This is a genomic window from Microbacterium sp. 11MF (genome assembly GCF_000383475.1).
Classification (GTDB): domain Bacteria; phylum Actinomycetota; class Actinomycetes; order Actinomycetales; family Microbacteriaceae; genus Microbacterium; species Microbacterium aquilitoris.
In genome coordinates, this window is sequence record NZ_KB911459.1 from 977,098 (window position 1) to 989,416 (window position 12,319).

The 12,319-nt window shown below is 70.1% G+C and carries 12 protein-coding genes; 1 reads left to right on the top strand and 11 read right to left on the bottom strand.

Translation table 11 applies throughout. From position 1 onward, the window contains the following. Nucleotides 1–80: 80 nt before the first annotated feature. Genes gmk through pyrR form a run of 8 tightly spaced genes read right to left on the bottom strand, consistent with a single transcriptional unit; the run spans nucleotide 81 to nucleotide 9,599 of the window. Nucleotides 81–977, bottom strand: a complete 897-nt coding sequence (gmk, locus tag H286_RS0104780) for a guanylate kinase (RefSeq protein ID WP_018186751.1) — start codon at nucleotides 975–977, stop codon at nucleotides 81–83. Next, nucleotides 970–1,833: an orotidine-5'-phosphate decarboxylase gene (gene pyrF / locus H286_RS0104785; RefSeq protein WP_018186750.1), complete on the bottom strand. Its 864-nt coding sequence runs from the start codon at nucleotides 1,831–1,833 to the stop codon at nucleotides 970–972. The genes gmk and pyrF overlap by 8 nt, the downstream gene beginning before the upstream one ends. Next, on the bottom strand, nucleotides 1,830–5,117 hold the full coding sequence (gene carB / locus H286_RS0104790) for a carbamoyl-phosphate synthase large subunit (protein ID WP_020097297.1): 3,288 nt from the start codon (nucleotides 5,115–5,117) through the stop codon (nucleotides 1,830–1,832). The genes pyrF and carB overlap by 4 nt, the downstream gene beginning before the upstream one ends. Beyond that, a complete protein-coding gene (gene carA / locus H286_RS0104795) occupies nucleotides 5,110–6,273 on the bottom strand; it encodes a glutamine-hydrolyzing carbamoyl-phosphate synthase small subunit (RefSeq protein ID WP_020097298.1) in 1,164 nt (387 codons plus the stop codon). Before carA ends, carB begins: the two co-directional genes overlap by 8 nt. Beyond that, nucleotides 6,270–6,803, bottom strand: a complete 534-nt coding sequence (locus tag H286_RS0104800; protein WP_018186747.1) for a PH-like domain-containing protein — start codon at nucleotides 6,801–6,803, stop codon at nucleotides 6,270–6,272. Before H286_RS0104800 ends, carA begins: the two co-directional genes overlap by 4 nt. After that, on the bottom strand, nucleotides 6,800–8,104 hold the full coding sequence (locus H286_RS0104805; protein WP_018186746.1) for a dihydroorotase: 1,305 nt from the start codon (nucleotides 8,102–8,104) through the stop codon (nucleotides 6,800–6,802). Before H286_RS0104805 ends, H286_RS0104800 begins: the two co-directional genes overlap by 4 nt. After that, complete coding sequence (locus tag H286_RS0104810; protein WP_020097299.1) at nucleotides 8,101–9,072, bottom strand: aspartate carbamoyltransferase catalytic subunit; 972 nt, start codon at nucleotides 9,070–9,072, stop codon at nucleotides 8,101–8,103. The genes H286_RS0104805 and H286_RS0104810 overlap by 4 nt, the downstream gene beginning before the upstream one ends. Then, the gene (gene pyrR / locus H286_RS0104815; RefSeq protein ID WP_020097300.1) at nucleotides 9,069–9,599 is read right to left on the bottom strand and encodes a bifunctional pyr operon transcriptional regulator/uracil phosphoribosyltransferase PyrR; all 531 of its coding nucleotides are present in this window, start codon (nucleotides 9,597–9,599) and stop codon (nucleotides 9,069–9,071) included. Before pyrR ends, H286_RS0104810 begins: the two co-directional genes overlap by 4 nt. Nucleotides 9,600–9,885: 286 nt before the next feature. Here pyrR and H286_RS0104820 point away from each other — a divergent pair, with 286 nt between their 5' ends. Continuing rightward, nucleotides 9,886–10,701 carry a type IV toxin-antitoxin system AbiEi family antitoxin domain-containing protein gene (locus H286_RS0104820; protein ID WP_020097301.1) on the top strand — a complete coding sequence of 272 codons (816 nt, stop codon included), beginning with the start codon at nucleotides 9,886–9,888 and terminating at the stop codon, nucleotides 10,699–10,701. Nucleotides 10,702–10,802: 101 nt separating this feature from the next. Here the strand turns inward: H286_RS0104820 and nusB are convergent, their stop codons facing one another. The 3 genes from nusB to aroQ form a co-directional block, all read right to left on the bottom strand. After that, nucleotides 10,803–11,210 carry a transcription antitermination factor NusB gene (nusB, locus tag H286_RS0104825; RefSeq protein ID WP_018186743.1) on the bottom strand — a complete coding sequence of 136 codons (408 nt, stop codon included), beginning with the start codon at nucleotides 11,208–11,210 and terminating at the stop codon, nucleotides 10,803–10,805. 7 nt (nucleotides 11,211–11,217) lie between these two features. Further along, nucleotides 11,218–11,778, bottom strand: coding sequence for an elongation factor P (efp, locus tag H286_RS0104830; RefSeq protein ID WP_018186742.1), 561 nt, complete (start codon nucleotides 11,776–11,778; stop codon nucleotides 11,218–11,220). A gap of 90 nt (nucleotides 11,779–11,868) precedes the next feature. Further along, complete coding sequence (aroQ, locus tag H286_RS0104835; protein WP_020097302.1) at nucleotides 11,869–12,315, bottom strand: type II 3-dehydroquinate dehydratase; 447 nt, start codon at nucleotides 12,313–12,315, stop codon at nucleotides 11,869–11,871. Nucleotides 12,316–12,319: the final 4 nt, after the last annotated feature.

Here is a 12,319-nt window from a genome sequence, read left to right on the forward strand (position 1 = left end):
GCCTTCCGGAAGGTGTCGGATCGACCGCATCGCGTCGTAACGGTGTGAAACGAAGCAGTGGCGGGAGCCGTCCCCCGGGGTCAGCGTGCGAGTCGGGCGATCTCCGCCGCGGCACGCGCGACGTCGTCGTTCACGACGCGGTAGTCGAACTCGCCCTGCGAGGCGAGCTCGACCCGCGCGGTCTTCAGACGGCGCGCACGCTCCTCCTCGCCCTCGGTCCCCCGCCCGACGAGCCGGTTCACCAGCTCGTCCCAGCTGGGCGGGAGAAGGAAGACCAGCGTCGCGTCAGGAGCGGCGGCGCGCACCTGGCGGGCGCCCTGGAGATCGATCTCGAGGAGGACCGTCCGTCCCTCGGCGAGGGCGGCGTCGATCGGGCGACGCGGCGTGCCGTAGCGGTAGGCGTTGTGCACCGTCGCGTACTCGAGGAGGTCGCCCGCCTCGACCATCCGGTCGAACTCGGCGTCGTCGACGAAGAAGTAGTGCTCGCCTTCGACCTCGCCCGGTCGCGGCGGTCGCGTGGTCGCCGAGACCGACAGCAGGATCTCGGGGTGGTGCTCCTTGATGTGGGCGGCGACCGTCCCCTTCCCCACTGCGGTGGGGCCGGCGAGGACGATCAGACGGCTGCGTGCGTCACGGGCGCGCGGCTCGGGGAGGCGACGGTCGAGGTAGTCCTGCAGCACCTGGCGCTGACGGATGCCGAGGCCCCCGATCTTCTTGACCGGAGCGATCTGCAGATCGGCCAGGATGCGGTCGCGCTTGCCCTCGCCGATCGCGGGGATCGCGGTGAGGAACTCGGTCACGCGCATCGCCGCGGCGGCCGACTGCGGCTCCGCCCACGCGTGGCGCAGCAGGTCCTGCGGGCTGATGACGCGCGTCGACACGTCGCGCTTGAGCGCGGCACGTTCACGGCGCGCGGCGACGGCGCGACGGGACGCGGCGGCGCGGTCGACCTCGGGGGGTGTGCGGGAGTCAGGCATGTCGGGCGTCCTGGAGTTCGGAGTTGTGGGTGTCGATGGCGGCGGCGATCCCGTCGGGACCGGCGCCGAGGATGCTGCGGCTGGCGCTGGCGAGGACCTGGGGGGCCAGGGACCCGAAGCGCTCGGAGATGTCGCGAAGGCGGGCACCCTGCGCTCCGAAACCGGGGGCGAGGAGGGACGCGCGGTGCAACGAGGCATCCGTCAGTCCCAGATCGGCGCGCTCCACTGTAGCCCCGACGACGAAGCCGACCGGGCCGAAACGGTCGCCTGCGACCACAGCGGACGAATTCGCCGAACCGGCGCGTTGCGCGACCCAGTCCGCGACCGTCTGACCGCGCTCGGCGTCGACGGTCGTGAGCTCGGCGGACTGCAGGCCGGCGGCCTCGGGGTTGCTCGTCGCGGCGAGGACGTAGACGCCCTTGCCCTCGCGGACGGCGGTCGCGATGGTGCCGCGGAGCGAGTCCGGTCCGAGGTAGGGGCTCACGGTCACGGCATCGGACTCCAGGGGCGATCCCGCTGAGAGCCACGCCTCGGCGTAGCCGTCCATGGTCGTCCCGATGTCGCCGCGCTTGGCGTCGGCGATCACGACGAGGCCCGCCGCGCGGGCCGTCCCGATGACCTCTTCGAGCGCGGCGTACCCGGCGGCCCCGTAGCGCTCGAAGAACGCCACCTGCGGCTTGACCACGCCGACGCGGGTGCGCGCGGCATCCACCACGCGCAGGCCGAAGTCGCGGACACCCGCAGCGGATGCCGGGAGCCCCCACGCGTCGAGGAGCGACGCGTGGGGGTCGATGCCGACGCACAGCGGACCGCGGGCGTCGACCGCCGCGGCCAGCCGCGAACCGAATGAGGTCACACCGACGCCTTCCGGTCGGCGGCGTACTCCTGCAGGCTCCGGACGGCGAAGCCCTCGCGGAGGACCGGCATCGCCGAGACGGCGGCGCCGAGGACGGCCATCGTGGTGAACAGCGCCTTGTCCGCGGCCACCGCGGCGGCGCGGATCTCGTACCCGTCCGCACGGGCGATGCCGCCCGACGGGGTGTTCACGACGATGTCGATCTCACCCGCGTTGATCAGATCGACGACGTTCTGCTCGCCCGAGGCCTGCGTCTCGGAGTACTTGGAGACCACCTTCACCGTGATGCCGTTGCGAGCCAGGATCTCCGCCGTGCCCTCCGTCGCGATGAGGGTGTAGCCGAGCTCCTGCAGCCGGTGCGCCGGCAGGATGACGGCGCGCTTGTCGTCGTCGGCGACCGAGAGGAAGACGGTTCCCGAGGTCGGCATCCCGCCGTAGGCTGCGGCCTGGCTCTTCGCGAACGCCGTCGGGAAGTCGCGGTCGATGCCCATGACCTCACCGGTGGAGCGCATCTCGGGTCCGAGGACCGAGTCGACGGTGCGACCGTCCGCGGTCCGGAACCGCTTGAACGGGAGGACGGCCTCCTTGACGGCGACGGGGGCGTCGAGCGGCACCCGCGAGCCGTCCTGTTCGGGGAGGAGACCCTCCGCGATCAACTCTGCGATCGACGATCCGGCCATGATGCGGCTCGCCGCCTTGGCCATCGGGATACCGAGAGCCTTCGACACGAACGGGACCGTGCGCGAGGCGCGCGGGTTGGCCTCGATGACGTAGAGCACGCCCGCCGACACGGCGAACTGGACGTTCAGGAGCCCGCGGACGCCGACGCCCTCGGCGATGGAGTGCGTCGCGATGCGTACGCGATCGATCTCACCGCGCCCGAGCGACATGGGCGGCAGGGTGCACGACGAGTCACCGGAGTGGATGCCGGCCTCTTCGAGGTGCTCCATGACGCCGCCGATGTAGAGCTGCTCGCCGTCGAAGAGCGCGTCGACATCGATCTCCACCGCGTCGTCCAAGAAGCGGTCCACGAGAAGCGGGGCGTCGTCGCGGATGATCGCCTGGTCGGCGATGCGTACGAAGTAGTCGCGCAGGCTCTCGGTGTCGTAGACGATCTCCATGCCGCGGCCGCCGAGCACGAAGCTCGGACGCACGAGCACGGGGTAGCCGATCTCCTCCGCGATCGCGATGGCACCCGCCTCGTCGGTCGCGGTGCCGTGGCGCGGGGCGGTGAGGCCCGCGCGGTCGAGCAGCTGCGAGAAAAGCTCGCGCTCCTCGGCGATGTCGATCGCGGCGGGCTTCGTGCCGAGGATCGTGTAGCCGGCGGCCTCGATCCCCTTCGCGAGCCCGAGCGGCGTCTGACCGCCGAGCTGGCAGACGACGCCGACGATCTCGCCGGACTGCGCCTCCGCGTGGAGCACCTCGAGGACGTCCTCGAGCGTCAGCGGCTCGAAGTACAGCCGGTCGCTGGTGTCGTAGTCGGTCGAGACCGTCTCGGGATTGCAGTTGACCATGATGGTCTCGAAACCGGCATCCGACAGCGCGAACGACGCGTGGACGCACGAGTAGTCGAACTCGACGCCCTGACCGATGCGGTTGGGACCCGACCCGATGATGACGACCTTGCGTCCTTCACTGGGGGTGACCTCGGTCTCGCGGTCGTACGAGGAGTAGTGGTACGGCGTCAGCGCGGGGAACTCCCCCGCGCACGTGTCCACCGTCTTGTAGACGGGGCGGAGGCCGAAGCCGTGACGGATGCCGCGCACGTCCGCCTCTCCGAGGCCGCGGAGCTCCGCGATCTGGGCGTCGCTGAAGCCGTGGTCCTTCGCGAGGCGCAGGACGTCCTCGGTCAGATCGTCCGCCTCGCGGATGTACTCGGCGACCTCGTTGATGAGGATCATCTGGTCGAGGAACCAGGGGTCGATCGCGGTGGCGTCGAACGCCTGCTCGAGCGTGGCGCCCTTGCGGAGCGCCTGCTGCAGCACGACGATGCGGCCGTCGGTGGGCGTCTTCGAGATCTCGAGGAGCTCCTCCATCGAGCGCTCCTCGGGCCCCCAATGGAAGCTGGAGCCGCGCTTCTCGAGCGAGCGGAGCGCCTTCTGGAGGGCGGTCGTGTAATTGCGGCCGATCGCCATGGCCTCACCGACCGACTTCATGGTGGTCGTGAGCGTCGTGTCGGCGGCGGGGAACTTCTCGAAGTTGAAGCGGGGCACCTTCACCACGACGTAGTCGAGTGTCGGCTCGAAGCTCGCCGGCGTCGCCTTCGTGATGTCGTTGGGCACCTCGTCGAGCCGGTACCCGATGGCGAGCTTCGCGGCGAGCTTCGCGATCGGGAAACCGGTCGCCTTCGAGGCGAGGGCCGACGAGCGCGAGACGCGCGGGTTCATCTCGATGACGATGATGCGGCCGGTCGCCGGGTCGACGGCGAACTGGATGTTGCAGCCACCGGTGTCGACGCCGACGGCGCGGATGATGTCGATGCCGATGTCACGGAGCTTCTGGTACTCGCGGTCCGTCAGGGTCAGCGCCGGCGCGACCGTGATCGAATCGCCCGTGTGCACGCCGACGGGGTCGACGTTCTCGATGGAGCAGACGACGACCGTGTTGTCGGCCGTGTCGCGCATGAGCTCGAGCTCGTACTCCTTCCATCCGAGGATCGACTCCTCGAGGAGCACCTCGGTCGTGGGCGAGTCGCGCAGGCCCGCGCCGCCGATGCGGCGGAGGTCCTCCTCGTTGTACGCGAAGCCGGATCCGAGGCCGCCCATCGTGAACGAGGGGCGGACCACGAGCGGGTAGCCGAGCTCCTCGGCACCGGCCAGGAGGTCGTCCATCGTGTGCGCGATGACGCTGCGGGCGACATCCGCCCCCGACTCGAGGACGAGCTCCTTGAAGACCTGCCGGTCCTCGCCCTTGCGGATGGCGTCGACCTTCGCGCCGATGAGCTCGACACCGTACTTCTCGAGGATGCCGCGGTCGTGCAGGGCCATGGCGGCGTTCAGCGCGGTCTGGCCGCCGAGGGTCGGCAGGATCGCGTCGGGCTTCTCCTTGGCGATGATCGTCTCGATCACCTCGGGGGTGATCGGCTCGACGTAGGTCGCGTCGGCGAAGTCCGGGTCGGTCATGATCGTCGCGGGGTTCGAGTTGACGAGGATGACGCGCACGCCCTCCTCGCGGAGGACCCGGCACGCCTGGGTGCCGGAGTAGTCGAACTCGCAGGCCTGACCGATGACGATCGGGCCCGATCCGATGACGAGGACGCTGTTGATGTCGTCGCGCTTAGGCATTCTGGGTCGTCTCCAAAGTGGCGATCACGAGGTCGCGGAAGCGGTCGAAGAGGTAGTTGGCGTCGTGGGGGCCGGCGGCGGCCTCCGGGTGGTACTGCACGCTGAACGCCGGGAGGTCGAGGGCGCGGAGTCCTTCGACCACGTTGTCGTTGAGGCCGACGTGGCTGACCTCGACGCGGCCGTAGCCGTTCGGGCTGTCGATGACGCCCTCGAGGGGCGCGTCGACGGCGAAGCCGTGGTTGTGGGCGGTGATCTCGACCCGACCCGTCGTCTTGTCGAGGACCGGCTGGTTGATGCCGCGGTGCCCGAATGGCAGCTTGTAGGTGCCGAATCCGAGGGCTCGCCCGAACAGCTGGTTGCCGAAGCAGATGCCGAAGAAGGGCAGGCGGGCGTCGAGGACCTCGCGCAGCAGCGCGACGTGACGATCGGATGCCGCGGGGTCCCCCGGTCCGTTCGAGTAGAAGACCGCGACGGGGTCGACCGCCTGGATGTCGGCGAACGAGATCGTCTGCGGCAGGACGTGGACCTCGAACCCGCGGGCGGCGAGGTTGTTCACGGTGGCCTGCTTGACGCCGAGGTCGAGGATCGCGAGGTTGCCGATCTTCTCGCCCACCGCGGGAGTCACCTCGGCGGCGGGCACCGAGACGTCGGCGGACAGGTTCTGCCCGCTCATCTCGGGAGCCTCGCGCACGATGCGCAGTTGCTCGTCATCGGTCAGGGATGCGGCATCCCCCGAGAAGACGCCGCCGCGCATGGACCCGGCCGAGCGGAGCACGCGGGTCACGGCACGCGTGTCGACGCCGCCGATGCCGACGATGCCGTCGCGGACCAGGGCGTCCTCGAGCGAGTGGTCGGCGCGCCAGTTCGACACGATGCGCGAGGGGTCGCGGACGATGTAGCCGGCGACCCAGATGCGGCGGGACTCGTGGTCCTCGCCGTTCATGCCGGTGTTGCCGATGTGGGGTGCAGTCTGCAGGACGATCTGACCCGCGTACGACGGGTCGGTGATCGTCTCCTGGTACCCGGTCATCGCCGTCGCGAAGACGACTTCGCCGAGGGTGGTGCCGCGGGCACCGTAGGCGTGTCCGGGGTGTCGGGAACCGTCCTCGAGGACGAGGACGGCGGGTTCGGGAGCTTGGAATCTCTGAATGCTCATGCGTCGCTTCCGGGAATCTGCTGGGGAGAGGTGGGAGAAGAGGTGGCGGGGAGGACCCGGCTGATCGCGTCGCTGAGCGATCGTGCCGAGAGGTCCTGCGGGCGGAGGTAGCTGTCGACGACCGTGCCTTCGGGCGTGGTCCACGCGAGACGGACGAGGCCGTCGCGCTCGACCACGCGATCGATGGCGACCGTCGCCTGGTCGACCGCGACGAGGGCGTCCGCGGCGAGGAAGATCCGCGGCTGGCCGGTCAGATCGAGCGCCACGCCGGTGTCGGTGACGGTGACGTCGACGCGGGATCGGAAGGCGAGCCCGCGGATCGCGAGCCGCTCCAGCGGATCGCCGTGACGGGTCGTGGCGACGTACAGGCCCTCCGAGCGGAGGCTCGTGACGGCGCCGTCGGGGGCGTCACCGACCGGGGCGGACAGGCCCGCGTCCCGCCTCGATCGTCGTCGCCAGGCGATCAGTCCGACCACGATCAGCAGGACGGCGACCGCCGCCATGACGAGGACGGCAGCCTCGCGGGTCACGAGACGACCTCGGCGACGACCGCGCCATCGGCGACGGTCTGCCGGCCGCGGAAGAACGTCGCCCGGACCTCGCCCGGCAGTTCCCGCCCGAGGTAGGGCGAGTTCACGCTGCCTCCCCGCAGGTCGTCCGTGCTGAACGCGCGGACCGGCGCCGGGTCGTAGAGGGCGAGGGATGCCGGGGATCCGACCGCGATCGGGGTCCCGGCATCCGCGAGCCGGCCGATGCGGGCGGGGGCTGCGGACATGACGCGGACGACGTCGGACCACTCGAGCAGGCCGGTGTCGACCATCGCGGCGTGCACGACGCGGAGGGCGGACTCGAGTCCGACCATCCCGTTGGCAGCCGCCTGCCATTCGCAGGTCTTCGCCTCGGCGGGGTGCGGGGCGTGGTCGGTCGCGACGATGTCGATCGTGCCGTCGGCGAGTCCCTCGCGGACCGCGCGCACGTCCTCGTCCCGCCGCAGCGGCGGGTTCACCTTGAACCGCGGATCGTAGCCGCGCACGAGGTCTTCGGTCAGCAGCAGGTGGTGGGGCGTGACCTCGGCTGTGACGTTGATGCCGCGCTTCTTCGCCCACCGAATGAGGTCGACGGAGCCGGCGGTTGAGAGGTGGCAGACGTGCAGGCGCGATCCGACGTGTTCGGCCAGGAGGACATCGCGCGCGATGATCGACTCCTCGGCGACGGCCGGCCATCCCGTGAGGCCGAGCTCGGCCGACACGGTGCCCTCGTTCATCTGGGCACCCTCGGTCAGGCGGGGATCCTGCGCGTGCTGCGCGACGACGCCGTCGAAGGACTTCACGTACTCCAGCGCCCGGCGCATGATGAGCGGGTCGAAGACGCAGAAGCCGTCGTCGCTGAAGACGCGGACCCGGGCTCGCGACGAGGCCATCGCACCGAGCTCGGCGAGTCGCTCGCCCTTCTGCCCGACGGTCACGGCGCCGATCGGCTGGACGTGGGCGTAGCCGGCGGCCTCGCCCAGGGCGAGCTCCTGCTCGACGACGCCGGCGGTGTCGGCGACCGGTGAGGTGTTCGGCATGGCGAACACCGTCGTGTAGCCGCCGGCGGCGGCCGCTCGCGACCCCGACAGGATCGTCTCGGATGCCTCGTAGCCGGGCTCGCGCAGGTGGGTGTGCAGGTCGACCAGGCCGGGCAGCGCGATCAGGCCGTCCGCGTCCACCGTCCGTGCGCCGTTCGCGCTGACACCCGTGCCGAGCTCGGCGATGACGCCGTCCGTGATCAGGATGTCCGCGGCGACGCCGCCATCGATCCGCGCCCCGCGGATGAGGATGCTCTCGCTCATCGGGCCTCCTCCTGTGGATGGGTGGTGGGTCGCTCCCCCGCCAGGAGCAGGTAGAGCGCCGCCATGCGGACCGAGACACCGTTCGCGACCTGCTCGAGCACAGTCGATCGTGGCGAATCGGCGGCGTCGGCGGAGATCTCCAGACCCCGGTTCATGGGCCCGGGGTGCATCACAATGCTAGCGGTCGGAAGAGATCCCATCCGCGCGGCATCCAATCCCCAACGGCGTGAATACTCCCGTTCAGTGGGGAAATAGGCGGCGTTCATCCGCTCCAGCTGGATGCGGAGCATCATGACGGCGTCCGGCGCCGAGGCGATCGCCTGGTCGAGGTCGTAGGAGATCGTCACAGGCCAAGCCGAGACGTCCTGCGGGACCAGCGTCGGAGGTGCGACGAGGGTGACCCGCGCGCCGAGCGTCGTGAGCAACCAGACATTCGACCGTGCGACGCGCGAGTGCAGGATGTCGCCGACGATCGCGACGTGGAACCCCGCGAGGTCGCGGCCCCTGCTGTCGTCGCCGAAGAAACGCTTGCGGATGGTGAAGGCGTCGAGCAGCGCTTGCGTGGGGTGCTCGTGCGTGCCGTCTCCGGCGTTCAGGACCCCGGCGGAGATCCAGCCGCTCGTCGCGAGCGTGTGCGGAGCGCCCGACGCGCCGTGACGGATCACGACGGCGTCGGCGCCCATCGCCTGCAGGGTCTGCGCCGTGTCCTGAAGGGACTCGCCCTTGGAGACCGAGGACCCCTTGGCCGAGAAGTTGATGACGTCGGCCGAGAGGCGCTTGGCGGCCGCTTCGAACGAGATGCGCGTGCGCGTCGAGTCCTCGAAGAAGAGGTTGACGACGGTCTTACCGCGCAGCGTCGGCAACTTCTTCACTTCGCGGGACTGCGTGTCGCGCATGTCCTCGGCGACGTCGAGGATGCGGAGCGCGTCGTCCCGGCTGAGGGTGCGGGTGTCGAGGAGGTGTCTCATGAGGCGATCGTCACCTCCTCGGCACCGTCGACGTCGGTCAGCCGCACGTTGACGCGCTCCTCCCGCGAGCTCGGCAGGTTCTTGCCGACGAAGTCCGGGCGGATGGGCAGTTCGCGGTGACCCCGGTCGACGAGGATCGCGAGACGCACCACGGCGGGCCGTCCGATGTCCTGCAGCGCGTCCAGGGCGGCGCGGATGGAGCGGCCCGAGAACAGGACGTCGTCGACGAGGACCACGGTCTTCGCGTCGATGCCGCCGGGCGGGATCTCGGTCGGGCGCGGCGTCCGCGTGGGATTGCGGTGCAGGTCGTCGCGGTACATCGTGACGTCGAGCGAGCCGACCGGGACGGTCACGCCCGTGAACGAGGCGATGAGCCCCGCGATGCGTTCGGCGAGGGTGACGCCGCGGGTGGGGATCCCGAGGAGCACGAGCCCGTCGGGGCCCTTGTTCGACTCGAGGATCTCGTGAGAGATGCGCGTGAGTGCGCGGGCGATGTCAGCGTCGTGCAAGACGATGCGCGAAGTCATCCGCCGCTCCCTTCTCCGCCTCACAGGACGGTGTTAAAGGTTGCTTGTTCGAGACCACTCTAGCGGGGCCGGGCGGTGAGCCGCGGCATCCGCTCGCCCTGTCCGGCCGTCCTTCCCGCGGACATCCGCCTTCCCGGGGACGGATCGCGGGCCGACCGTCCGCGGGAAACGGTATCTCCGCTCGAGCGCCGGCGCGAGACGTCTCCACAGCCCGAGCGGATGGCCACCCGCCCACAGGGTCGCCCGCGGTCGTGGTGCCGGCCTGGGGGCAAGCCACGCTGAACGCATGGACGTGCGGGAGTGGGTGCGGCGTCACGGCGGAGTGGTGCGGACTGCAGATCTGAGGGATGCCGGCTACTCGCGCCATCGCATCGGTGCCGCAGGACTCGAACGGCCGCGTCGCGGATGGGTCGCCGTGCCCGAGGCGGATCCGCTCCTGCGGAGCGCGGCGCGCGCGGGCGTCGTCCTCACGTGCGTAACGCAGGCGCGACGCCTCGGTCTCTGGAGCGTGAACGACGACGGCAGCCGGGCGCACGTGGGTGCGCCGGCGGCATCCGGTTCGGTCTCAGCCCCTCACGCGCGGGTGCACTGGAGCACCCCCCTGATCGCACGCATCCCGGGGCCCCTCGAGGACCCCGTCGAGAACGTCCTGGCGATCGTGGCCGAGTGCCGCCCGTTCGAGCAGGCGCTCGCCGTCTGGGACTCCGCGTTCCGGCAGGGCCTGGCATCCGGCGAGGTCATGCGGAGGTTCGACCTCCGCCCGGCGGCGCGGCGCGTGCTCGCAGACGCGTGTGCACATCTCGACTCCGGACTCGAGACGTTCGTCTTCGTGCGACTCCGATGGATTCCTGCCGCCGTCCACCCGCAGGTCCACCTGCTCGGCCACCGTGTCGACTTCCTCATCGGCGAGAGGCTCGTGTTGCAGATCGATGGGGGTCATCATGTCGGCGCCCAGCGCGACGCCGACAACACCCATGACGCGTTGCTGACCCTGCACGGCTACACGGTCATCCGGGTCGGCTACGCCGACGTGATGCATCGGTGGCCGGAGGTCCAAGACCGCATCCTGCGCGCCCTGGCGCAGGGGCTGCACCTCTCATGAGGATCAGCGGTTCACCGGAGATCTGCGTTCCAGCGGACGGCATCGCACGCGATCGTCCTCGGGAACGCAGATCTCCGCGTGAGCGCAGCCCACGCCCCGGCTCAGGAGCGCGCGATGCGCGCGAGGACGCCGTGGACGAACGAGCCGGAGTCGTCGGTGGAGAATTCCTTGGCGAGTTCCACCGCCTCATCGATCGCGACGGCGGTCGGGACCTGGTCGTTGTGCAGGATCTCCCAGACGCCCATTCGCAGGATCGCGCGGTCGACCGCCGGCATCCGCTCGAGCTTCCAGTCACGCGCGTGCGTGATGATCTGCTCGTCGATCTCGCTCTGAGCATCGATGACGCCGTCGACGATCTCGCGGGCGTAGAGCCAGGAGGCTTCGCGGGCGGGTTCGTTCGCCGCGCGCTTCGCCTCTGCGGCGAGCGTGACACCGAGGTCGTCACCGCGGATGTCGGCCTGGTACAGGATGTCGAGGGCGCGCTTTCGCGCCTTGCTCCGTGCGCTCATCGCGCGGTCAGCTCACGCGGCCGAGGTAGTCCCCGGTGCGCGTGTCGACCTTGACCTTGGTGCCCTGCTCGACGAACAGCGGGACCTGGATCTCGTAGCCGGTCTCGAGCGTGGCGGGCTTCGTGCCGGCCGACGAGCGGTCGCCCTGCAGGCCCGGCTCGGTGTAGGTGATCTCGAGGACGACGGAGGCCGGCATCTCGACGTAGAGCGGGTTGCCGTTGTTGAGCGCGATCTGGACCTGCTGGTTCTCGAGCAGGTAGTTGGCGGCGTCGCCGACGACGGTGGCCGTCACGCTCAGCTGGTCGTAGTCGGCGACGTCCATGAAGACGTAGCTGTCGCCGTCGTTGTACAGGTAGGTGAAATCGCGGCGGTCGACGTTCTCGATCTCGATCTTCGCGCCCGCGTTGTACGTGCGGTCGACGGTCTTGCCGGAGACGACGTTCTTGAGCTTCGTGCGGACGAAGGCGCCACCCTTGCCGGGCTTCACGTGCTGGAACTCGACGACGTTCCAGAGCTGTCCGTCGATGGACAGGACGACGCCGTTCTTGATGTCTGCAGTGGATGCCATGAGAGTGCGATTTTCCGTTCGGTGAGTTCGGGGCCGATGCGGCCGACGATCGATTCTACGGGATGCCGCGGCATCCGCCCCGGAAAGCGGTCAGCTCGCGAGGGTCGAAAGCAGTTCGCGGGTCGCGTCGGCGTACCCCGCGACCCCTCGGCCGACCACGTGGACGACGGCGACGTCGGCGACGTAGGAGTGGTGCCGGAAGGGCTCGCGCGCCGAGACGTCGGAGATGTGGACCTCGGCGACGGGCAGCGCGACCCCCGAGAGGGCGTCGCGCAGCACGACGGAGGTGTGCGTCAGCCCGCCCGGGTTGATGACGATCCCCGCGCAGTCCGTGCGGGCCGCGTGGATCGCGTCGATGAGGACGCCCTCGTGGTTGCTCTGCACCGCCCGCACCTCGTAGCCGGACTCCGCGGCCGTCCGCTCGACGAGGGCGACGACGTCGTCGAGGGTCGCATGCCCGTAGACGTCGGGTTCCCGGATGCCGAGCAGGTTCAGGTTCGGTCCGTTGACGAGGAGCAGGCGGCGGGAGGTCGACACGTGA

Excerpts from the sequence above, each read along its gene's own strand:
- nusB (WP_018186743.1), bottom strand. The coding sequence starts at position 11,210 with ATGAGCGCACGGAGCAAGGCGCGAAAGCGCGCCCTCGACATCCTGTAC.
- carA (WP_020097298.1), bottom strand. The coding sequence starts at position 6,273 with ATGAGCATTCAGAGATTCCAAGCTCCCGAACCCGCCGTCCTCGTCCTC.
- gmk (WP_018186751.1), bottom strand. The coding sequence starts at position 977 with ATGCCTGACTCCCGCACACCCCCCGAGGTCGACCGCGCCGCCGCGTCC.
- carB (WP_020097297.1), bottom strand. The coding sequence starts at position 5,117 with ATGCCTAAGCGCGACGACATCAACAGCGTCCTCGTCATCGGATCGGGC.
- H286_RS0104820 (WP_020097301.1), top strand. The coding sequence starts at position 9,886 with ATGGACGTGCGGGAGTGGGTGCGGCGTCACGGCGGAGTGGTGCGGACT.
- pyrR (WP_020097300.1), bottom strand. The coding sequence starts at position 9,599 with ATGACTTCGCGCATCGTCTTGCACGACGCTGACATCGCCCGCGCACTC.
- H286_RS0104810 (WP_020097299.1), bottom strand. The coding sequence starts at position 9,072 with ATGAGACACCTCCTCGACACCCGCACCCTCAGCCGGGACGACGCGCTC.
- H286_RS0104805 (WP_018186746.1), bottom strand. The coding sequence starts at position 8,104 with ATGAGCGAGAGCATCCTCATCCGCGGGGCGCGGATCGATGGCGGCGTC.
- efp (WP_018186742.1), bottom strand. The coding sequence starts at position 11,778 with ATGGCATCCACTGCAGACATCAAGAACGGCGTCGTCCTGTCCATCGAC.